This window comes from Caulobacter sp. X (assembly GCF_002742635.1).
Taxonomy (GTDB): Bacteria; Pseudomonadota; Alphaproteobacteria; order Caulobacterales; family Caulobacteraceae; genus Caulobacter.
Genome location: NZ_PEGF01000002.1, coordinates 1,310,197 through 1,330,957, shown reverse-complemented (window position 1 = coordinate 1,330,957; position 20,761 = coordinate 1,310,197). Strand labels below are relative to the sequence as shown.

At 67.1% G+C, this 20,761-nt stretch carries 18 protein-coding genes; all 18 read right to left on the bottom strand.

Features of this window, described 5'->3' with window-relative positions:
- Positions 1-30 precede the first annotated feature (30 nt).
- The 18 genes from CSW60_RS18635 to CSW60_RS18545 all read right to left on the bottom strand — a co-directional run bounded on the left by CSW60_RS18635 (position 31) and on the right by CSW60_RS18545 (position 20,746).
- Complete coding sequence (locus CSW60_RS18635) at positions 31-2,262, bottom strand: hypothetical protein (protein WP_099538670.1); 2,232 nt, start codon at positions 2,260-2,262, stop codon at positions 31-33.
- Complete coding sequence (locus CSW60_RS18630) at positions 2,259-4,745, bottom strand: glycosyl hydrolase 108 family protein (RefSeq protein WP_099538669.1); 2,487 nt, start codon at positions 4,743-4,745, stop codon at positions 2,259-2,261. Before CSW60_RS18630 ends, CSW60_RS18635 begins: the two co-directional genes overlap by 4 nt.
- A complete protein-coding gene (locus CSW60_RS18625; RefSeq protein WP_099538668.1) occupies positions 4,745-5,242 on the bottom strand; it encodes a hypothetical protein in 498 nt (165 codons plus the stop codon). Before CSW60_RS18625 ends, CSW60_RS18630 begins: the two co-directional genes overlap by 1 nt.
- 9 nt (positions 5,243-5,251) lie before the next feature.
- A complete protein-coding gene (locus tag CSW60_RS18620) occupies positions 5,252-5,728 on the bottom strand; it encodes a hypothetical protein (protein WP_143324214.1) in 477 nt (158 codons plus the stop codon).
- A complete protein-coding gene (locus CSW60_RS18615) occupies positions 5,721-7,964 on the bottom strand; it encodes a hypothetical protein (protein WP_099538666.1) in 2,244 nt (747 codons plus the stop codon). The genes CSW60_RS18620 and CSW60_RS18615 overlap by 8 nt, the downstream gene beginning before the upstream one ends.
- 35 nt (positions 7,965-7,999) lie before the next feature.
- A complete protein-coding gene (locus CSW60_RS18610; protein ID WP_099538665.1) occupies positions 8,000-8,605 on the bottom strand; it encodes a hypothetical protein in 606 nt (201 codons plus the stop codon).
- Between the two features lie 118 nt (positions 8,606-8,723).
- Positions 8,724-9,203, bottom strand: coding sequence for a hypothetical protein (locus CSW60_RS18605; RefSeq protein WP_099538664.1), 480 nt, complete (start codon positions 9,201-9,203; stop codon positions 8,724-8,726).
- A gap of 98 nt (positions 9,204-9,301) precedes the next feature.
- Positions 9,302-10,231, bottom strand: a complete 930-nt coding sequence (locus tag CSW60_RS18600) for a phage capsid protein (protein ID WP_099538663.1) — start codon at positions 10,229-10,231, stop codon at positions 9,302-9,304.
- A gap of 220 nt (positions 10,232-10,451) precedes the next feature.
- Entirely contained in the window at positions 10,452-11,333 is an 882-nt protein-coding gene (locus tag CSW60_RS18595; RefSeq protein WP_143324213.1) for a hypothetical protein, read from the bottom strand.
- Complete coding sequence (locus CSW60_RS18590) at positions 11,260-11,610, bottom strand: hypothetical protein (protein WP_099538661.1); 351 nt, start codon at positions 11,608-11,610, stop codon at positions 11,260-11,262. The genes CSW60_RS18595 and CSW60_RS18590 overlap by 74 nt, the downstream gene beginning before the upstream one ends.
- 1 nt (position 11,611) lies before the next feature.
- A complete protein-coding gene (locus CSW60_RS18585; RefSeq protein ID WP_099538660.1) occupies positions 11,612-13,288 on the bottom strand; it encodes a portal protein in 1,677 nt (558 codons plus the stop codon).
- Between the two features lie 10 nt (positions 13,289-13,298).
- Positions 13,299-13,496 (bottom strand): hypothetical protein, encoded by a 198-nt coding sequence (locus tag CSW60_RS18580; protein ID WP_099538659.1) that lies wholly within the window; start codon positions 13,494-13,496, stop codon positions 13,299-13,301.
- A 45-nt stretch (positions 13,497-13,541) separates the two neighbouring features.
- Positions 13,542-14,357: a tyrosine-type recombinase/integrase gene (locus CSW60_RS18575; protein ID WP_099538658.1), complete on the bottom strand. Its 816-nt coding sequence runs from the start codon at positions 14,355-14,357 to the stop codon at positions 13,542-13,544.
- Between the two features lie 550 nt (positions 14,358-14,907).
- Entirely contained in the window at positions 14,908-16,584 is a 1,677-nt protein-coding gene (locus CSW60_RS18565; RefSeq protein ID WP_099538656.1) for an SGNH/GDSL hydrolase family protein, read from the bottom strand.
- Positions 16,585-16,829: 245 nt separating this feature from the next.
- Positions 16,830-17,177, bottom strand: a complete 348-nt coding sequence (locus tag CSW60_RS18560) for a hypothetical protein (protein ID WP_099538655.1) — start codon at positions 17,175-17,177, stop codon at positions 16,830-16,832.
- 9 nt (positions 17,178-17,186) lie between these two features.
- The gene (locus tag CSW60_RS18555) at positions 17,187-18,704 is read right to left on the bottom strand and encodes a hypothetical protein (RefSeq protein ID WP_099538654.1); all 1,518 of its coding nucleotides are present in this window, start codon (positions 18,702-18,704) and stop codon (positions 17,187-17,189) included.
- 251 nt (positions 18,705-18,955) lie between these two features.
- Complete coding sequence (locus CSW60_RS18550) at positions 18,956-19,546, bottom strand: hypothetical protein (protein ID WP_143324212.1); 591 nt, start codon at positions 19,544-19,546, stop codon at positions 18,956-18,958.
- A gap of 555 nt (positions 19,547-20,101) precedes the next feature.
- Positions 20,102-20,746, bottom strand: coding sequence for a hypothetical protein (locus tag CSW60_RS18545; RefSeq protein WP_143324211.1), 645 nt, complete (start codon positions 20,744-20,746; stop codon positions 20,102-20,104).
- Positions 20,747-20,761: the final 15 nt, after the last annotated feature.

The following is a 20,761-nucleotide window of genomic DNA, read 5'->3' as shown; positions in this document are numbered from 1 at the left end:
CATGCTCGCGCGAGCGTCACGCCGGGGGGCTTAGCCCGGCGCGCACTGGGTCAGCGCCTTGTGGGCGCGCTCATAGACGCCGGCCTCGGGCAGATCGTCGAACAGGCCCGGCGGCGGGTTGTTCTCCAGCTCGGCGTCCTCGGGCTTCGGCCGGGCCAGGGCCTCGGCGCCCTTCCCGTTCGGATCATCGAACGGCTCGGCCAGGGCGCGCGCGGCCGGGCTGGGGGCGGCCGGGTCGATCGCCGCACCGCGCGCCGCGTCCAGGCTCTCGCCCGCCTCGATCGCCTTGCGCACCCGGTCCAGAACCCCCTTGGCGGCCGTCGCGACCTTTTCACCCTTGGTCACGCGCGCGGCGGCTTCCGCCATGGCCTCGCCGATCGGACCGGTGCGCATCGACAGGCGCGCCGTCACGCCCATGGCCGCGCGGTCCAGCGCCAGCTTGGCTTCGTTGGCGTCGCGCGCCAGGGCGTTGCCGCCGGCCTCGATCGCGTCGGCGTGCTTGACCAGCTGGCTATAGAGCCGCGCATCCTTGGCCAGGCTGCGCTGGACCGTGGCGGCGATCTTGGCGCGGGCGATCATGGCCGACGTGGCCGGATCATGCCCAAAAAGGTCCGGGGTCTGCCCCTGGGTCTTGACCCAATCGTCCTGCAGGGCTTCGGCGATCATGGCCCGCGCCTCGTCGCCATTGGCCGGGTCCATCTGTTTCAGCAGGCGGACCATGCCTTCGTGCAGGTCAGGGCGGTTCCCGGCCATCAGGCCGATTTCCGCGCCATAGCGCTCGGGAATGACCTTGTTGACGACGGCGCCGAACGCCTGGTCGGACAGGCGCGACAGTCCGCGAGCCTGGCCGATGAACTCGCCCGTGACCGGCAAGCTGCCGTCATCCAGCGCCTTGCTGGCCGTGCGCAGGATCTTGGCCGCGTCAAGGATCGTGCCCGATCCCTCGCGGATGTTCTTCAGCGCGGCGATGACGCGGACCTCGGGCGCGGTCCAGCCGTCCGCCTCGCGGAAGGTGAAGCCGTCCAGCTGGGCGTCCCAGCCCTTTTCAAGCATGCGCTGGGCCAAGGCACGGCGCTGGTGGCCGTCCGCGATCAGCTGGCGGCCGTCGCGCGTTTCCCACACGATGACCTTGCCGCTGCTGGTCGGGTCCCAGGCCTCGACGCCGCGCAGGCGCTGGGTCACGCCTTCGGCGTCACCGCCGGCCTTGTACTGGAACAGCTCGGGCGCGACGTCCAACTGCGCCGGGTCGAAACGTTGGGACCAGATGGTGCGCCCGCGATATTCGGCCTGGGCGGGCTGGCCCGCCGGCGCATTGGCGAACAGGCCTTCCACGTCGCGGGACGGCGTCAACGGCGGGATCTCGCCGCGATCGAGGGCCGCGACGGCGCGGCCGTAGTCCTCGCCCGGAAGGTCGCCCAGGGCCTGGTCCAGGCGGTCGGCGTCTTCCATCACCTGGGCCGCGCGCAGGGCTGGCGTCTCGGGGGCGGGAAGGAAGCGACGCGCCATCGCGCCCAGGCCTCGGGCGCCCGCCTCGAACACCGCGCCGCCGACGCCGGCCGCCGCCACATCGAACGCCATCTGCCCTGCGGTCGGTTGCGGGCCGCCGAACCTGGCGTCGGCGACTTTCAGCGGCTGTTCCGCCGCCTCGATCCCAGCGTTGACCACGCCCTGGCGAATGATTTCTTTCACCGCCGACTTGCCGCCGCCACCAATCCCCATCGTCATGAGGTTGATCGGATCCAGCAGCCCACCCGCGACGTGACCCAGGAAGCCACCGACGCCGCCCTGCTGGTTGTCCTCGATCGCCAGGCGCTTCAGGCGGTCGTCGCGCTGCTTGTCCAGCTGCTGGCGCGTCGGCACGCCGCGCAGCGACGGATATTGCAGGCGCAGCTTGTCGATCTGGGCCTCATAGGCCGCATCGTCCAGCGTGGCCGCCGGGCGCAGGCCCAGGTCCTCTTCGACCCGCGCCGTGTCGCCGGTGAAGTCGCCGCCGCTGTCGCCCGCGCTGGCTCCCATGGCCGTGTCGCCCGCCGCCATGAAGGCCGATCGCGGAAGCTTCTTGCCCGTCAGGCGCTCGATATCGCGGTGACGGCTCCATAGCTGGGCGCGGGCGGCTTCCTCCCGCGCGCCGGGCGCATAGACCTGGGTCTCGGCCGCGAAGCCCGCGCGGGCCGCGTCGAAGAAGTTGACGGGCGCTTCCCAGGGCTTGGCTGGGGCTTCCTCGCGCGGGGTGACGGTCGCGGCGACGGCGAATTGGCTCATTGCCCGGCTCCCAGCACGGCCTTGGCGCCCAGGGCGTCGGCCAGGTTGCGGCGATCGGCGTCCAGGTTGAAGTCGAACGGCTGGCCGTTCTTGCGCACGGCCACCGCGCCCGACTTCGGATCGACCAGCTGATAGCGCCCGTTGGGCAACAGCTTCAGGGCCGCGCGGCTGATCTGCTGCGGCGTCATCGGCTTGCCGTTGGCGAAGTGCGGGCCCCAATCGTGCTGCGACCAGGTCTCGCCCACCACGCGCAGGGCGTCGTCGACATAGTCGCCGTTCAGCCAGCGCGGCAGGATCGTCGGACGCCCTTGGACAACAGCGCCGCCGCCATAGCTGCGGCCGTCCACGCGCACCCCGCCTAGCGCGCGATGGGCGTAGTATTCCGGTTTTTGCACAATACCGGATGCCTGGTCAGCAATCATCGCCGCCTCAGCGGCTTGCTGCGCCGCAAGCGTTACTTCGGGAACGCTCGCGAGGGCAACGCGGTAGCTGTTCAACTCATCGCGGATCGCATGTGCGTCCGAGCTGGACAGTTTCTCGCCCTTGGCCTTCAGCGCCAGGCCGCGTGCGGCGTCGGTCGCGAACTTTGGCGAGCCGCCGGCCGCCAGGTCCGCCAGGTGCAGCGTCACCGGCGCGGCGTCGCCGGCCGCCGGGCTGATCTCGCGCAGCAGGGCCTGGGCGCCGCTGGGGCCGATGGCCGCCCTCGCCGCCTGCGCCAGGCGGATGCCCACGGCCGGGTCCGTCTCGATCTGCTGGGCGTAGAAGCTCTTTTCCGCGTTGGTCAGCATCCGGGCCGGGACGCCGTATTCCCCGGCCAGGACGCGGCCCTGGGCGGCCCGCTCGTTGAGCGCGCGGCCCCACGCCGCCAGGGCGTTCTGATCCCCGTTCAGCGGCGCGGCGGCCTCCAGCGTCGAAACCTTGATCAACGACGGTCTGTTCTTATCGCCCAGGGCGAAGTTCAACGGGTCGCTGGCGAAGCCCTCCGACGTGGCCAGGAAATTGTTGATCCGCTGCGCCCGGTCCTTGACCTTGCCCAGGCGCGCCAGCCATTCGTCCAGGTTCTTGGCCTGGGCTGGGTTCTTGGCCAGATCGCGATAGGCCGCCTCGCGCAACGACAGCAGCTTGCCCACGTCGCCGCCCGACTGCGCCAGCCATTGGCGGGCGTTGTCCACGCCATGGTTGACGGCCGCGTCGAAGGCGACCATGGCCAGGGCCGGCGGCAAGCCGTCCGCGCCGATCGCATCCCAATAGCGCTGGCGAAAGCGCTTCATGGCCTGGGGCCGCGTCAGCGTTTGGACGTTCAGGTCCGGGTTGGCCGCCTGGTTTATGCCGAACCGCGTCGCGCCCTTGCCATTGTCGTTGGGCACCAGCTTGTCGCCGCCTTCCAGCCCGTCGACCACGAAACCCGCCGCCGCCGCGAAGCCCGGCGCGGCCGTGGCGTCGCCATCGAACTGGCCGCCAGCGCTGGCGTTGGCCGCCGCCTGTTCGGTGCGCTGGATCTCGTCGATGAAAACCTGCTTGACGGCCGGATCCAACACCGCGTCCAGCTGGCCGCCGCCCAAGATGCCCTTGGCCACGTCCAGGCGACCGCTGTTCAGCAGGCCCTGGACCTGTGCCTTGGCCAGGCCGCGGCGGACTTCGCCGTCCAGTCTCGCGCGCAAGGTCGGATCGCTGATCGCGCCCAGCACGCCCGGCAGCATCTTCACCGCGTTGTCGTAGCCGGCCGGATTGACCAGGAGGCCGTTTTGCAGGGCGTCCAGGTTGCTGCGCACGGTCTGCGCCGTGACGGCCGCTTGCCCGGCTTCCTGCACCGTCTGGGCCTTGCTGAACTCGCCGTAGCGATCGGCCGTTGCACGCTGCTGGAACCTGGCCTTCAAGGCCGGATCGGCGATCGTCGCGGCGATATCGTTGGTGGCGGTGTCGTAGTCGGTCAGCGCGCCGTTGGCATAGTCCGCCAGGCCGACGACGCCTTGGGCCTCGCGCGCTTTGCGCGCTTCGTTCACCTTGGTGTCGCGCGCGATCAGCAGGCTGGATAGCGCTAGGTTCTCCTGCGCGGCCTGCTGAGCGCGGATTGGTTCCGATCGCTTGGCCGCCTCGGCGGCGCTGGCCGTCGCGCCGATCTGGGCGCGATAGCCATCCAGCCGATCCTGCAAGGCCTTTCGACGGATCGGATCGGTGACGCTATCCAGCAGGGGCTGGAAAGCGCGGTCGGTCGTGTCCAGCACCGTCTGGGTCAGGCCCGGCGCCTTGCCGTCATAGCCCTCGATCGCCTGGTTGACGGCGGTGTCGTTGGTCGCGCGGAAACTGGTCAGCTGCTGCTGGGCCCAGGTATCGGCGTCCTGGGCCTGTTGACGGCGGACGATGTCCAGCCCCTGGGCGACGCCCTGCCCCAAGGCCTGGACGCCCTGACCAACCACGCTGGTGTCGACGACCGCCGTACTGACGCGCTGGGCGCGCGGCGCGGCCTTGGGAAGCGGCGCCATCAATAGGCCCCCTTCAGGTCAAAGCCGACGCTCTGGGCGCGCGATAGGCCACGTTGCTGGCTGGCGGCCAGGCGGGCCTGGCGGGTATTCTGCATGCTGCCAAGCGCCGTGCTGGCGGCCCCCGCGGCGTTCAGCCAGCCGGTGATCAGGGTCAAGCCGCCCTGGCGGCGCGAGACCGTGGCCTCATGCTGCAGGTTACGGCCCTCGACCGTACCGGCGTAGAGCGCCGTGCGGGCGTTGTACATGCCGCCGGCCGTCAGATCGTCCAGCGCGCCCAGGGCGCTGCCCGTCAGTCCGCCTCCTGCCGCCGCGTCCACGGCCGCCGATCCTGCCGCGCGGTCGGCCTCTTCCAGCGCCAGCTGGGCGTTGACACCGGCTTCTGCGCGCGCCTGGGCCGCGCCGGCCTCCAAGGCCTTGGCCTTGCCGCGCGCGGCCTTGAAGCCGCCGATCCCGCCCAGGATGCTGCCGATGGCCGAAACGCCAGCGGCGATCGTCATAGGATCCACTTATCCCTCCCAAATCATGTAGGCTTCGCCGACGTCCACGAACCCGATCCGCTTCAACAGTCGCACCGCTTCCGGCGTCGGCGCGGGGACGGCCTGGAAGGTCGGCCTCTCAAAAATGGTGTTTGCCGTGGTTGCCCAGGTGAGCACGGCATGCGCGGCCCAGCCGGCCAGCAGCCATTGCCTTGGGGTCAGATCAGACATGAGCGCCCAGACGCCCCAGCGCCGACCGCCCAGCGGCGCCAAGCCGCCCATGCCAAGCACCTCGCGCCTGCCCCAGCCGGTTTCGACGGTCCAGCGAAGACCGTCGGGGAGCAGCGCCCCTTCCGATGCGAAGTCAGCCGCAAAATCAGCGCGCGGCGTGAACAGCGCCTCATCACCATCGCGAGCGCGGCCGATACGGATGACCCGGTCGTCACCATAGCGCCGGACATGCCCCAACACATTTCCGGGACGTCCAATGTCAACCGGATCAATCATTGACCACCTCTTTGGGCCTCAAGGCGTAGATCACCAGGTCAAAAACGCTGTCGCACTCGATAACCAGACGCGGATCATCGCCAATACCGCTGTCCGTGCGGACCTCAGCTACCAGCCGGCGTTCGGGGACTTGCTCCAAGTCGTCAGGTCGGCGGTGCTGGAACTCGTCCAGGATCCCGTCCTCGCCATCGACGCTAACGCCGGCGCGGCCATTCACGCCGCGCATGATCACCTTCATCTTGGTGACGCGCTGCTTGCGGCCCTGCGACGTCGCCGGGCCCTGCAAGTCCAGCGGCAAGCTTTCATACCGCGACCGATAGGGCAGACCGACCAGGATCTCTTCGAACTCGTCTTCGTTGGGAAGCGTCACGACCCCGCCAGAGACCACCAGCTTGCGATATTCGACATAGCCGCCAGGACCGGTGCGCGCCTTGACCGACACCTCTTCGCCCTCAAGGTGATCCAGACCGGCCACGGCGTTGGCCGGGTCGCCGATATAGCGCTCGGCCGCGTCCAGACGAATGCCGTCCTCGGGCGCGGACAGCATCATGATGCCCCGCTGCTCTACACCTTCCTTGATGCGCCAGGCATTGATCCACAGCGTGTCCCGGCCGCTCGGGGCCGGAAGAGAGGCGATTGCCTCGACCTTCCAGCCGCCGGCCAGTTCGTGGGTGGTCCAAGCATACACCCGCTGTTCGCGATGATAGGTGAACGAGGCCAGGCCGCCGTCCGCCAGCCTCGCCCACAGCACGTTGTAGGGATCGCCCGTCCAGGCCAATTCGACCATGTCGCGCGCGACGACGTGGCTGGCGATGAACGACAGGTCGCCAGGACCAGCGCCCGTCTGCAGATCAGAGCTGACGTTCAGCTCGCGCAAGGCTCCGCCCCGCGTCAGGTACAGGACCGTGTTCCCCGCCCGCACGGGCGCGGCGTCCTTCGAGCCGAAGCCGCTCAGCGTCCGCGCGCGGCCCGAGCTGGGCGTCAGCGGATCGTCCAGCGTGCCGCCGCCCAACACGTTTTCGGTCGCGTGGGTTCCGGCCAGCAGGCGAGCGGCCGAAATGAACCAACTGACCTGGGCGCTGACATCGCCACAGAAATTGCGCACCGCGTCGTCATCGACCACGCGTCCCGTGCCCAGGCCCGGCGTGAAGTCGGCCTTGACCGTGTCGAACCCGGCCGTGCGCGTCGCATCGAACTTGTCGGGCTCGCTGCGCCCCCCGCCGACCACGAGGCGTTCTTCGCGAAAGTCGGGCCACGCCGTAGGCCAGCCGCGATAGTCGCTATAGGCGGCCTCGGCCCAGAGGCTAGTCGCGGGAAAGGCGATGCCGCTCAAGGCCGCCAGTTCATGATTGGCGTTGCCCGTGGTGGGCAGAGTGCGCAGGACGCTAGCCTGGGCCTGGGTTGGGCTGATGACGGTGTCTATGCGCACCACGCCAGCGCCGTCGTGGACGTACTGCCAGTTGATCACGCCGTCGCTGACCGTGCCTCGATCATGGATCGGCGGCGTGTTTCCGGTCTTGATCGTGCTGCCAATCGTGTCGGCGTTGCGATAGATGCGGCCGTTGCTGTTGACCAGCTCGTTGTCGCGCGGGTCCCAATCGGCCTGCCAGGTCTTAATGCCGGGCGTTCCCGTGGCTGCGCGCAGGCGAAATTGCGTGCCGACCATACCGGGATCGAACACGCTCGAGGAAGCGGTCAGGACCACGGAGCCGGAAATATCGCTGGCCTGGATGGTCACGGCCTCGTCGGTGTTCTCGGCGCGCCAGGGTCCATTCTCGAACTCGTAGTCGGCCCAGGACCACGCCGTGGCTTCCGCGTTCAGGCGCAGTAGGCGCTTGGGCCGGCGGCCGTCCTTGTGAAAGAACACCAGCATGTCGCCGGTCTGGCGCCAGCGCAGGCCCTGAAGATCGCCGTTCATAAAGGGCGATGCGAGTTCGACCCCGAAATATTCGCCGTCCGCGCGTCGGACGCGGAAATAGCCAGGCCCAAAGTCCAGTGCATAGGCGTCGTCCACCGATCGCACGAAGGGGATTTGGCGAGCGAAGGCGTCGCGGTAGACCGGAGCGTCAACCCACCAGAAACCCGGCCGGCGGCCAAGCGGTCCTGTCGCCCGCGCAATGAAGTTGCGACCCAAGGCGCAGCCATTGGCGTGCTGCTCCAGGTCGCTGGATGACCAAAAGTCTTCCGCGAGCTCGCCGCTGTTGAACCGGGTCTTGAAGCCAATCTGCGTCGCCATGCCGTCAGCTTCACGCGCGAGCGACGACGGGGGGGTTAGCCGGCCGAGGCGCGCAGCTGGGCGAAACGGTCCTCAAACAGCGGCGGCTGTCCGCCCTCCTGCGAGGCGTCCTTGCCTAGCGCCATGATCAGGCGGTCCTGGGCGGCCTTCGCCAGGGCGTCAGCCTTAGCGTTGTCGCCGGTGACGGCGTAGCAGCTCAGGGCGGCCAGGGTGGTGGCGAGCGCCGTAATCAGATGCGTGGGAACCGATGGGTAGTCGATGCGAATGATACAGGTCAGCTTGAGCGGCCCCGGATCCGCGCTGCGGATCACGCGTTCCTCGGCGCCGCTATTAACGCGGGTCGCTACCTGCCAGGGGTGGCAGCCTTCGACGCCCAGCACCCGCAACACCGACGTGGGCAGTTTGTAGACGTAGGGATATTTCCAGTCCGCATCGCCGTCCGCCGGGGCGACGGCGGACAGTTGCGGATGGCGGGTTGCATCGGTCCAGTGATGATAGGTCAGCACTTCGTCCAGGGCCTGGTCGACAAAGACCAACAAGCGCCGCGTTGGCGCCTTGGCGTCCTGCAGGACGAGGGTCTCGGTCGGATCCTGCCCCAGCAGCGCCAGGGCCTGATTGACGATGGACATTTTGCTGGCCATGGCCGCGCCTTTCGAGAGATCCGAAACGGAGGCGGGCGGGCCCTGGAAGGAGAGCCCGCCCGCTGTTCACCCGGCGTTCGCGAAGTTGAGAGCGACGCGGCGCGCCGGGCGAAGGGTGTTAGCGGGGGGTGCCCGCGATCTGCCAGGTCAGGGTGCCGGTTGCGGCCGCCGCGCCGACCGTGGCCAGCAGTTCGCAACGACTGCCAACGGCCTGGGCGGCGGCGAGACTGGCGTAGCCGAGCATCTGCCAGAGCGGTTTGAAGTAGTTGGCGATGTCCACCGACTTCATGACCAGCGCCGAACCCGCCGCCGTGGCGACGTCCTGGGCGTTACACAGGGCGGTCGGATAGGTCACGTCACCGATCGACAGCGTGGTGCCCGTTCCCAGGTCGTCGAAATAGAAGGCCGAGGACGGGGCCAGGACCGTTTCCCAGGGCAGGAAGACCAGGGAGACGGTATCGGTCGCCGCGGCGGCGGCCAGTTCGATGGTGTCGCGCACCAGGATCTTGTCGCTGGAATTTTCCAGCGCGTAGGAGATCAGGGCCGGCGGCGTCGCGCGCTTGGGCGTGCCGACCAGAGAGCCGTAGTACTTGGTCATCGTCTTGACCCTTCGAGGTTCACCGGATGGCCGGTGGGGCTATCGCCCAAGTCCGAAAGAGGCGGCCGACCCGCTAAGGGCCGGCCAGTCGGGGAGGATTAGGCGTTCGCCTGGGCGGTGCGGTCGCAGCGGACCTTGACCACGGCGTTGTCGTAGCGACGGGCGCCGGCGTGCTCGGTCTCGTAGTAGGCGTACCAACGGAAGGACTTGTCTTCGCGCTGGGTGATCTTGGCCGTGATGATCTCGCGGGCGCGATACTGGATCGCCGGCTTCACCCAGGCGGCGCAGTCGGTGATGCTCGACGACACCGGCATGCGCTCGGTACGGATGAACTTGAAGCCATAGAAGCTGTCGATCTGGCCGTTCACCAGGGCCTTGATCGTATTGTAGTCGCCGCTGGTGGCCGGGGTGCTGGCCAGCAGTTGCGCCTTTTCATACGAGGTCCAGGAGAAGTAGCGCTCGCCGTCCAGCTCGCTGCGGTCCAGCATGGCGCTGGCGGTGATGATCTTGCCGATCGTCAGGCCCAGGTTGCCCGACGCAGGAACGTTCTCGGCGTCGTGCAGGTTCTGGCGGTCGTTGACAGCGATGACTTGGGCGGCCGGGAAGGTGTTCGGCGTCGTCAGGTTCTGGCCCGAAAACGTGGTGCCGAAGATCGTGTCGATGATCTTGTCTTCCATGTAGCGGGCCTTGCCGGCCATCATCGACCGCATGGTCGGATTGCTCGGGTCGGCCAGCTCGCGAGCCTTGTCGCGGTTGTCGATGAACTTGCCGTCCGAGAAGGCCTCGAAGTGGCCGCCACGGCGGATCTGTTCCAGGAAGCCGCCTGGGCTATCCGGCACGCGCGTCGTCACGGGCGCCGGGGTGCTGGCGCCGATGTCATCGCAGTTGAAGCTGGTGCCCGGCTCGCTATAGGCCAGGTCGGTGTCCACGGCGCCCAGCAGGCGGTTTTCCATCTGCTGCGGCAGCAGGTTCAGGTTCGCGCGGAAACCCTGAACGTAGTGGTTCGGAATGGTGTCTTCGGCGGCCATGACTGGCTCTCCCGCTAGGCCTCGCGCAGACGCGCGACGGCTCGACCAAAATTGAAGGGTTTGATCGGCAGCGGTCCCCGGCTTCGTGTCCGGGCGCGAGCCTCGCGATTAACGCCCGCTAGGGCGTCGCCTCCTGATGGGCCGGCGTGGCCGGGTGTCCAACGGTCGGGCGAGTACGACGAGGGCTGAACTGATTTGCCCTCGTCGTCAACGTCCCGGCTTACTGGCCGGCAGGGTAGGCCTGCTTCAGAAGGTCCTCGCGTTCCTTCATGACCGCCTTGTGCAAGGGGTCGTTCTTGTCCTGCAGGGCCTTCGCCTTGGCCTGGTCGCCATGCAGCTGGGCCAGCTTCATCTGCGCCTGGTAGGGCGTATTCACCGTTTCGGTTTCGCCGCCGCCACCGCCGGGCAGCTTGCCGTGTTCGGCGCGCAGGTCCGCGAACTTGGCGAAGATCTTCAGCAGCGTGGGGCTATTGCCCATGCCCTCCTGGTTCAGCGCCTCGACGGCTTCCTTGCCGCCCAGGTCCTCGATCAGCTTGGGGATTTCCTTGCTGTAGACGTCGTACTTGTCGCCCCACTCGGCCTTCAGGGTCTTGGTGGTCTCAGCAGCGGCGGCCTCGGCATGGGCCGCGGCGGCCTCGCCGGCTTTCCCGGTCACTTCGTTGAGATAGCCGATAGCAGCAGCCATCTGCGTCTGGGTCATCCCGGCCTTGAACGCGACCGCTCGGAAGCCCTCGACGAACGCCTTGTCGTCTTCCGACGCGCCCTCGGCCAGCTGCAGCTGGTAGCCTTCCGGTGCTTCGGGGCGCCCGAGCTTGCCCCACAGGTCGCCCCAGGCCTTTTCATCGTCGGGCTTGCTGGGAACCTCGACCAGGCTGTTGGGGTCTTTCCCGAAACGCTTCAGCGCGTTCAGGTGCCCCGAGGCGAACGCCTCCAGGCTTTCGTACTTCGCCAGGTTCTTGTCGGCGCGCATCCCCTCGGGAAGCTGCTCCAGCCAGGACTTGGCCTCGCCGCCGCCGGCGCCGGCGGGGTCAGTACTCGTCGTTCCGTCCATAGGAGGCGGCGTCGTCGTCGAGGATGGGGGCGTGCCCGTCGTGTCGGTCATGGTGATCTCCTTCCAGATGACCCGTGATGGCCGCGCCCAGGATCGACGGAATGTCGAACCCCGCGCGGGTCAGGATTTCCAGCGCCATAGCCCGCATGCCATTTTCGTAGGCGCAGGCTTCCGGGCTGAGGTTTGACGGCAAGCGGCTGCCGATCCCGGCGATATTCAGGATGGCGAGAAGGGCGGCGCGGGGGATGCGCGCGAACGCGGCCCGCAAGGCGGGGCTGTCATTTCGGCGCAGCTGGTCGACTGCCGATCGCGTCTCGATATCCTGCATGTCAGGCCGCTCTCGCTTCGCCGCGCTGCATCTGATCGGCCGCCGCCAACGTGTTGGCGCCCTGGGCCGCGTCGCGGAACGCCGCGCCGGCCTGGGCCGCAAGCGCGGCCTCGCGTTCGGCCTGGGCCGCCTCGGCCTGCTGCTGGCGCAACTGCTCGACCTCGACACGGCTGCGCAGCATGCCGGCGGGGGCCGCCAGGGCTTCGGCGCAGGCGCGCAGGCCTTCTTCCAGCGCCAAAACCGCCGTGCTGCTGGGGTCGATATTGGCGGCCTGGCCGGCGAGGTTCAGCAGTTGGCGGAACGTATCGACCTGGCCTTGCTGCTGGGCGATAGCCAGCGGGCCGGCATAGTCCCAATCCACATCAATTTCGCTGAGCTGCTCGGGCGGCGGCGCGATCATGTCCTCTTCGCCCAAGATCGTCAGGGTGCGATCCGCCGTCACGCTCATCAGATCGCGATCGACGTTTGGCACATAGGCCACCATCGAACGGATCAGGCGCTGGCGGCGCTCGATGATCTCTTCGGCCGTGACGTCGCCGTTGTCGCGCAGCTTGAGGCCGTCCGTCAGGAACACCTCGTCAAGGTCTCCCGCCAGCATGTTCATGTACTCGACGCCAATACCGACGTCGCCGCCCTGCTGCATGTACTGGATCGCGTCGCGCAGGTTCTGGAAACCCAGGCCGGTCTCGTCGTAGTAGTTCACCGCGCCTGGTCGGCGATCGAGCGCCTTGGACAGGAAGCGGGCCGGGGCGAACATCGGCGGATCGACCCGGCCAGAGACGGCCTTCTCGATCCCACGCTGCAACTCGTTCATTACCAGGGCCGTGGGCAGGCCGCGCCAGGCCAGGCCGGTGCCGTAGGCGCTCCCCTCTTCCACGCCCAGGCGCGGGACCGCGAACGGAAAGCTGTTGAAGCCGCTCTCTTCGAGCACGGCCTCGTCATAATCGACAGCGATGACCACGCTGGCGAATGGCATGTTGGTGGCGACGCCCCGCATCACTCCGCCCTGGCGCGGTTCGACCGCATGCAACAGGGTGATAGGCGTTTGCCAGCGCTGCGGATCCTCGGCCAGCTCCTTGATCTTCTGGATCTCGGCGGCCTTTGGGTACTTCGTCACAACCTTCCAGGCCGGCATGGACCAGCGGAAATAGAGGGTGTCGACCACGCCCTCGTCGTTCTCGGCGATCCAACAGCTGCGTAACGGACGGGCCATGTAGACCGGGCCGAAGCCGCGCTGGCGGCCGACCCAGGCCACGGCGGTGCCGAAGCCGACCAGTTCCTGACACACCCGCGCCAGCGTCGCCAGGAAGCGCGCGGCCGGCAGCATCATGCGGTCATGAACCTGCCAGCTCAGGTTGGTGATGTAGTCTGCGCTCTCGGCGTCCAGCTCGCTTCGGCGCCCGGCCTGGATCAGGCCGCGGGCGGTGTTGGGGTTCACGTTCGGGCGGGTCGGATCGAATAGGAAACCCGCCAACATGGCGTGGCTCTTGTTGAAGATCGCGATCGGCTTGCTGCTTGTGACCATCCTGGGCCGCAACTGGCCAGGCACTGGCGTGCAGATGAACGACTTGCGCGGCATGAACACGTCGGCGACCTGCTGCATCTCCGCGTCGCGGATCGAGCGCAGGCTCTGCAGGTGTTCGAAATTGCGCCGGATCGCCTTCCACTCAGCCGCCATGGCGCGCTCCCTAGCCGTTCAGGCCGGTCAAGGTGTTGCGGGGCGTGCTGCTGGCCGCCATGGCGCCCAGGGCCGTGGTCGTGGTGGTCGCGTTGCGTCCGCCGGCTGCCAGGCGGCGTTTGCGCTCATCCTGGACGCGGTTCTCCGTGTCCGCCGGGTTGGGCGGCGTCACCGGCGCGGGCGGCTTGGGTGTGCGGAAGAAGCTCATGCCGCCACATTGGGGCGAGAAGGAAGGCGGGGGGGTTAGGACGCCCTAGCATTGATCTTGCTCGTGGATGGCATTGAAGCGAGCCGCCACGGTTCGCCCGGCGTTGATCGTATGGGCGTAGGTTTCGAGGAACACGGCTGACGATTTCCAGCCGCCGGCGTCCATGGCGACGCGGACGCTCACCCCGGCGTTCAGCGCGTTGGTCGCGAAGGCATGGCGGCCGACGGTGTGCGAGGACTTGTAGGGCAGGCCCGCCCGCTCACAGACCGCCTTGATCCGTTCGTTGACCGAGAACCGCGAGGTATAGCGGAACACCCGCTCGCCTGGGCGCGGATCCAGATCGCGGATCCGCTCCACCAGGTGGTCGGGCAGATAGCGCAGGCTCATGACGTCGGTCTTGGTCTTGACCAGCATCGCCGTCCGCTGGCGCAGATCTACATGCTCGCCGGTGAGCGCGATGGCTTCGGAGACCCGCGCGCCCGTCAGGTTCATGAACAAGACCAGCGCGGCCAAGTGCGCCAGGCCGTCGGCGTCGCAGCGGTCGACGAAGGTCTCCAGCCAGCGACGGCCCGCGGGGACGGTTTTGCGGGTCTTGGTCGCCCGGAACAGCCGGATCCTCGCCGGCATGCGCCAGCCCAGCTCGTGCGCGTGATAGAGCACGGCGCGCGCCGGGGTGATCACATGGCGGTTGCGGGTCGCGGGCGAGGCGTCCGGATAGATCTCCAGCGCCGCGTTCCGCACGGCCATGGGCGTGATGGTCGCCACATCCTGGTCGCCGAAGCGCTCCAGCAGGCGCCGGAGGTACCGCGCCTCTCCGCCGTGCTGGACGTAGGAGGCGGCGGCTTCGCTGAAAGTGTGCATTTCTGGCACTCCGTCGGTTGAACGGAGGGCCACAAGCAACTTTCGGACTCAAATCCCGTGCCAGTCGGGAGGGAAGACCCCCACACTTGAAGTAGGGGTGGTGGGGTCTATGACCCGCTGGAACTGTCGCCATTGCCCGCGTCCGGCGCTTCACGCGCCAGCTTCTCGTCAATCGCGTCGCGGATGAACTTCGACCGGCGCTTTTGCCCAACGAGCGCGTCAATACGCTCAGCCTGCCCCGCGCCCAACTGGACCTGCGTCGACTTGATTGGGAGTTTGGGGCGGCCCATAGGGCGCGGACTAAACCGTATCGTAATGTCTGTCAAAACAGCGCCCCGTTGCAACGCATAAACCGTACTGTCTATAGTAAAGCGTATGGTTTATGCGGGCAACTGGAAGGCGCGACCCATGAGCGACACCACTAAGCCGACACCCGAGAAGCGTGGATGGTGGTCGCGGCTATGGGCGGAGATCCAGCGCAGATCGCGCGGATGCCCCCATAACCCCGATCAGGAATGCGACGACTGCTTCGCGAACCGTCAGTGGTGATCTAGCGCCGCAACTGCGGCAACAGCGCGCGGATCGCAGCCGCCTCCCGCGACGCCAGGTTCTGCGAGGCGTTGCAGTTGGTAAAGTTGTCGGCCGGGTGCGCCGTGTCGCCGGACTGCATAGCCCGAGAGCTGATGGTCCCCTGATCGATGCTCAAGCCATAGGTCCCGGTCTGCCCGGTTCCGGTGCCGTTGAGGGTGATCTTCGGCGACCCGGTGATGCCCGTGAAGCTGATTGTCTGCCCCTCCAAGATGGTCCCGGTCGTCATGGCCGAGACCGTCAGAACCTGACCCGAGACCGATCCGGTAAACGCCGCGCCGTTGGAGTAGCCGCCCCCGGCGAAGGTCGTGTTGACGTTGGGCGTCTGCCACGGCCCAGCCGGATCGCTTGAAACCGGTATCCACCACATATTGTCGTCGGCGACAGTGTTGATGGCCGAGAGAATGGCGGCTTCTTGAGCCCTGGTCGTGGACAACGGAATACCTGTCGTCGCCGTGACGCCAATCACGTAGATTGGGGCGTTAGGCAGGCGAGCGCGGATGCCCTGGAAGGTCGCAATCGCCCCCGCCGTAATGTCACTCGACGTCGCCGTTGCGTCATTGATCGACCCGTCAACGATGACCGGGCCGCAAGGTAGCGTCAGGAGGTCATCAAGGTGCTGCGACGAGGCCCAGCTATAGGCTCCGACGAGGTTGCCCGCCGTGTAGCCCGTGCCGCTAACACCTACGAGGAGGGGTTCCCACCCCATCATCTCGCAAAGTTGGATAGACCGACCTGCGGGAGCCCAGAAGTTGTAGCCGCCGCCCAGGCCGAAGCTGTCGGTGTAGATCGCGGCATAAACGGCCGGCGTCCTGACCGGCTTGCTGACACGCGCCCCCGTGGCGACCCAGAGCGAATTGATCGTAGCCAGGGACGGCAGCTCGATCCGCACCAGATTTTTCCCTGGCTTGGTCAGGGTGATGGTCAGGTAGAAATTGGCGTCGCCCGTCGCGCCCAACGGCTGGGGCGCGCTGGTCAGATAGGCCCCGTTAATCGCGATCCGATACCGGAAGTCGGCGTTGGCGTTGCTGTTGAAGCCCTTGAGGACGATCTGCGTCGAGCCTGGCTTCAGGTCGGCCGCGTCGGTCTCAAATTCGAGGATGACCGGGATGTAGTATTGCGCGACAGCCGTCGGAGGATTGACGCCGTTGCCAGTCGTCGCCCCCGCCGGGGCGAACGAGCCGTAGTAGCTGGCGGCGTAGCCGCCGACGATGTTGATCCCAGACGGGAAGATATTGATGGTCACGCCCGTGGTGGTAGCCAGGGCCTCTTTGTTCATCGTCAGCGTGCCAGCTGTGTTGTCAGACGCGACGATGAAGGTGCCGTTCGGAACACTGGCCGGCTTGGTGTTCGTCGGCGCGTTCTCGGAAACCGGCATGCCAGGCGCGAAATTCAGCAGGAAGTCGCCACTGACGCGCGTCAGGTTGGTGATGACCTTGCTGCCGACGGTCGTGTTGCCGGTGTAGCGGGCGAACCATCCCGAGTTGGTCGGGAGGAGGTTGGTCAGGCCCGTGGTCGACGGGTTCGACGTCGGGCTCGTCACCGTCGCCGCCGCAGCATTGACCGGCCGGGTCAGCAGGTTTCCGGCGTCGGCGCGGGCCGCGCACGTCTCCATGGCGGTGCGCAGGCTCGTAGCCATACCGGCCGCCGCCAGGCCTGCCTGGATGGCCGCTCGGTCTGCGGCGACGCTCGTGTCATATCGGCTCTGGACCACTAGTTGCCTCCGATGACGGGATAGACACCATTGATGGTGACGGGCACGCCGCCGATGAAGACTGCGCCGAAGGGAACCCCACCACCCTTGTTGGGGTTGGGGCCTAGACCGGGGGCCATCGGCCATCCCCGCTGCAGGCCATAGGCTTTGGATAGCGGCACGGCTTCCCCCTAGCTGATCGACGCATAGACGCCCGTGGGAGCGCCACCGGTCGCCTCTAGGCAAAGGGTGGCGTTGCCGCCCACCACGACGCCCAGATGGCCGTTAGCGCTCAGGGACGCGGCGTTTCCTTCCGCATCCTTGGCGTCCATGTTGGTGACCCCGTCCGGGCCAAGGAACTTCAGCTTGATCGTCGCGCCGTTCCAATTCGTCGCGAGGATCGCCAGCAGGTACGAGCCCGCGGCGACGCCTTCGACCGGCGCCGTTGTCTGGCCGGCGGAGATCGTCACGCCAGCGGCTAGGTCGTAGCCCAGAAAGCCGCCGATCGGTGTCGCGGTCGGATCGCCTTGAACCTTCATGTCTTCGCCCTAGTCGAGGATCACACCAGGGCCATTCTGGTGGCCTTGCGCGGAGGGGGGGATAAAGCCGCCGCCCAGGCCCAGGCCGCTGACCAGCAATTCGGCGTACTGGTCGGCGTCGGCGATGTGGCTATGCTCGGATTTCTTGTCCGGCAGGGGCGAATAGACGTTGCCCGTCTTGGCGTAGTGGTAGCCGCCGCTGTAGGCCGCGATCACGCCGCTGCAACGCGGGTCGATCAACAGCGCGGGCTGGCTAGGCCCCACCATCCGTTTCAGGCGCTGCTCGATCACGCCAATACGCAGCTCAGGCTTGTTGGTTGGCGCCAGGCGAACGGCGATGCCCGTCAGGGCCTGAAGGTATTGGGCGTGGCTGATCGCCTTGTTGTGGCTCATTCCAGCCTTGGCGGCCGGATCGACGCAGATTTCCGCCTCGTCGACCATGGGGAACACGGTGTCCTTGATCCGCCGGATCTCCTGGCCGAACTCCTGAAGGTCCATCTTGCGCACGGTGGGCGAGATCTCGGCCAGCAGCCGCCGCTGGCCGCTCCACGCCAGCTGGCTGAACGTCGCGGCCGAGTTGAAGGTCTGGCCGGCGTCCGCGCCGATGATCAGCTTGCGTCCTCGCTCGGGCTCCAGCTGGGCCTTGGCGACGTGGACCTCGTCGGCGAACGACATGTACACGGGCTTGCCCAGGCGCGGCCAACCTGGGCGGCACATCAGCAGGCGGGCGATGTCGTAATCCGACATATCCGCCGCCATTTTTCGGTAATAGTCGGCCTCGATCTTGCGCAGATTGTGCAGGTTTTCGGCTTCCGGGTTGGTGGTCCCGTCGCCCAGAAGCCCCGGCGGCTGGACGTAGAAGCCGTCGCGGTTCTCGCGCCGAACATAGAATTTGTCGTGAAACCAGCTGCCGTGCACCGGGGCGTTGCTGTCCCCGAACACGCCTTTCCACGCCGGCCGCCATCCGCGCCTGGTCGCCTCTTCCGGGTCCCAACGATCCTCGGGCTCGGGATAGCGGCCGACGCGGTTGCTGGTCAGAGACAGAAGGTCTTCCGCGGCCAAGGTGTCCATTTCGGGGATCCACCAGCCGGTGACCTCCCGGCCGCGCACGAACTCTTCAGCGCTCTCGTCGCGCAGGGCGCGGAACTCGACCTCGATATGGATAGGCTCAGAATCTCCGGATCCGAACCGCCACATGAGATCGAACACGTGGTCAGCTGGATCGCCTTTGGCGCCGCTCCACTTCCCCCAGCTGATCGGCCACACCTTGGCATAGCTCTTGATCGCGGTGTCCCACAGCTGGCGATAAGTCGGCGCCACGCAGCAAATCTTGCACTTGCGGATCCCGTCGCGGGGACTAGGGTGCTGCATGAGAGCGACGCGGAGGATGCGCCGGGCCGAGGCCTGGGACTTCCCCCCACCCGTAGGACCGACGATCACCGAGACCGGCGCACGATTGTGCTCGTAGGCCTTGGCTACCTGGCCCGCGTAGTTGCGCAGGTCGATCGTCTGAACGCTCTCCGCCACCCCTGCCGCCTTCCCAGACCCTGACCCGTTTCGAGGCGGACATGTTCGGGCGACCCGTCAGGCGGGGGGCTTGGGCCTCAAGGGCGTGTACCCGCCGGACAGACCCCCATTAGGGCTGAGGGTGCCGGGTCGATTTCGGGGGTAGGGGGGCGAGGGACCGGGGGGAGGGTCGGCCTTTTCTCAGGCCAGGCGCAGGCGCTGCAGGGTCGGCCAGCTGATTTTCAATCAGTCGGCCGAACTAGCCCAAGGACTTACGGCTCTTGGGTTTGCTCGATGACGTGAGAGTTGGCCTGTGAGAGTTGAACGGGGATCAACTCGATAAGGTCTTGATTTTCCTCGCCTTCGCCGAACGCGCTAGGCGGCAGTGCGCCACCCTCGGGCTCGGCGTCCATCATGATCACCGGCAGGGCGGCGGCGGGCTTGTCCGCCTCCTTCGGGGCCAGGCGCTGGTGGATGTAGGGGAGCAGCTCCTTGTAGGCCGCGAACATGATCGACCAGGCGTCGCGCAGCGCCTGGGCCGGGACCGGCAAGCCGGGTTGAGCCCAGCCCATGGCCCTGGCCAGCTTCTCGGCCTTGACCACCATGGCCATGGTCTCGGGATCCACGCCCAGGGCGCGGGCCCGCGCCCTCGCCTCGCGCCGATCCTTGGCCGTGGGCAGGGCCACGGCCGCCAGCTGCTGGCCAGGCGTGCGCCCCTCGTGCTGGGCCACGATGAACCCAGCCAGGTCGCCCGCCCGCTTGTTCTTCGAACCCTTGGGGCGGCCTCGCCGCGCCGTTCCCACGGCCGCGCCCGCCGCCGGCAAAACGCCCGTCTGAGCGGGTGGATCGAATAAATCGGCCATTATTTAAGGTCCAACCGGTCCAACTGCACTCAGGTTGGACCGATTTGCCTATTTTTTCGAGCATTTCCAGAGGTCTATAGACTATCCAACCATCCAACCGATCCAACCAGCCTACCTTCTACACGCGAGCATTTTGCACCCCCTTCCCTTCCTCACATGCGCGCGCGCGAGGTTGGACCGGTTGGACGGTTGGATAGCTGTGAAGTTGTTGAAGCTGCTGGCGAAAGCGTCCAACCGTGCTCGGGTTGGACCGGTTGGACCGCTCGATGGTGTCCTGCGCCTTCTTTCTTGCTAACCGGGCAAGGGTGGGGGGAGGGTTAGGCCTGTGAATAGGTCTCGATCAGGGTCTGGGTGCGGGCCTGCGAGGTGGTCAGAAGCGGGCCTGGCGGCCCGACCGCAACGGCGTAGCGGGTCGGGGTTCAGGCAAGCGGAGCGCGCTGCAGCGCGCCCTCTAAGCGGGCGTCAGCTGGATGCGCGGCCGCACCGCCTGGCGCGCTTCGCGAGCGCCAGGCTGGCCGCTCCTCGTCTGTGGGCTTCAGAGTGCGGGAATACGGTCTAGGCGAAGGCCTTGGACATAGCGCGCATAAGCTTGGCACGAATGGCCGCAACCTTCAGGCCGTGGCGATCAAAGGCCGCCGCCGTGCGCTCAGCGCCCACCCAACCGCCCGTCCGCGCCGGATCGCGCATGATGTTCGCCGACAACTCGTTCTGACGAGCGGCGATCTTCAGCTCGTCAGCCGCTTCACGCATCGCCTCTTCCGCCCTCGCAGCGCGATCCTCGGCGGCTTCGCGTTCGGTCTCGGCTATCAGGCAGCGCGATTGCAACTCGGCTAGTTCTTCGGCGTCGCCTGGACGAAGGCCGGCGAACCGGCGCCTGATTTCATCCAGCGACCTGAATAGATCGTCGCGCTTCCACCGGGCGCGATAGTTGGCGTCTGCACGCGCGCGGCCCTCAGCCTCCTTTCGCAGTCTCTCGTTCTCCTCCAGCAGCTCGGAGACACGGGTGGGGTTGAAGTGGGCGCAGAACCTGGCGTCGGCGTATCCATTGGCGTGTTGCCAGAACTGGGCAATGCCGCGCTCCGATCCGGGCTCGACCGCCCGAAGCTCGGAGATCATGTGCTCGTAAACCGTTCCTTCGGCCTTCCACGTTCCTTGCGTCGCCTGGCGCGCTATTTCCAGCTCTTGTTCGTGCGTTGTCATGCGACTTCCTTTTGT

Coding starts and splice junctions, on each gene's coding strand:
- CSW60_RS18600 (WP_099538663.1), bottom strand. CDS start 10,231: ATGGCCGCCGAAGACACCATTCCGAACCACTACGTTCAGGGTTTCCGC.
- CSW60_RS18560 (WP_099538655.1), bottom strand. CDS start 17,177: ATGAAGGTTCAAGGCGATCCGACCGCGACACCGATCGGCGGCTTTCTG.
- CSW60_RS18620 (WP_143324214.1), bottom strand. CDS start 5,728: ATGATTGATCCGGTTGACATTGGACGTCCCGGAAATGTGTTGGGGCAT.
- CSW60_RS18580 (WP_099538659.1), bottom strand. CDS start 13,496: ATGAGCTTCTTCCGCACACCCAAGCCGCCCGCGCCGGTGACGCCGCCC.
- CSW60_RS18565 (WP_099538656.1), bottom strand. CDS start 16,584: ATGGCTACGAGCCTGCGCACCGCCATGGAGACGTGCGCGGCCCGCGCC.
- CSW60_RS18630 (WP_099538669.1), bottom strand. CDS start 4,745: ATGGCGCCGCTTCCCAAGGCCGCGCCGCGCGCCCAGCGCGTCAGTACG.
- CSW60_RS18575 (WP_099538658.1), bottom strand. CDS start 14,357: ATGCACACTTTCAGCGAAGCCGCCGCCTCCTACGTCCAGCACGGCGGA.
- CSW60_RS18610 (WP_099538665.1), bottom strand. CDS start 8,605: ATGGCCAGCAAAATGTCCATCGTCAATCAGGCCCTGGCGCTGCTGGGG.
- CSW60_RS18590 (WP_099538661.1), bottom strand. CDS start 11,610: ATGCAGGATATCGAGACGCGATCGGCAGTCGACCAGCTGCGCCGAAAT.
- CSW60_RS18605 (WP_099538664.1), bottom strand. CDS start 9,203: ATGACCAAGTACTACGGCTCTCTGGTCGGCACGCCCAAGCGCGCGACG.
- CSW60_RS18585 (WP_099538660.1), bottom strand. CDS start 13,288: ATGGCGGCTGAGTGGAAGGCGATCCGGCGCAATTTCGAACACCTGCAG.
- CSW60_RS18545 (WP_143324211.1), bottom strand. CDS start 20,746: ATGACAACGCACGAACAAGAGCTGGAAATAGCGCGCCAGGCGACGCAA.
- CSW60_RS18625 (WP_099538668.1), bottom strand. CDS start 5,242: ATGACGATCGCCGCTGGCGTTTCGGCCATCGGCAGCATCCTGGGCGGG.
- CSW60_RS18550 (WP_143324212.1), bottom strand. CDS start 19,546: ATGGCCGATTTATTCGATCCACCCGCTCAGACGGGCGTTTTGCCGGCG.
- CSW60_RS18615 (WP_099538666.1), bottom strand. CDS start 7,964: ATGGCGACGCAGATTGGCTTCAAGACCCGGTTCAACAGCGGCGAGCTC.
- CSW60_RS18635 (WP_099538670.1), bottom strand. CDS start 2,262: ATGAGCCAATTCGCCGTCGCCGCGACCGTCACCCCGCGCGAGGAAGCC.
- CSW60_RS18595 (WP_143324213.1), bottom strand. CDS start 11,333: ATGACCGACACGACGGGCACGCCCCCATCCTCGACGACGACGCCGCCT.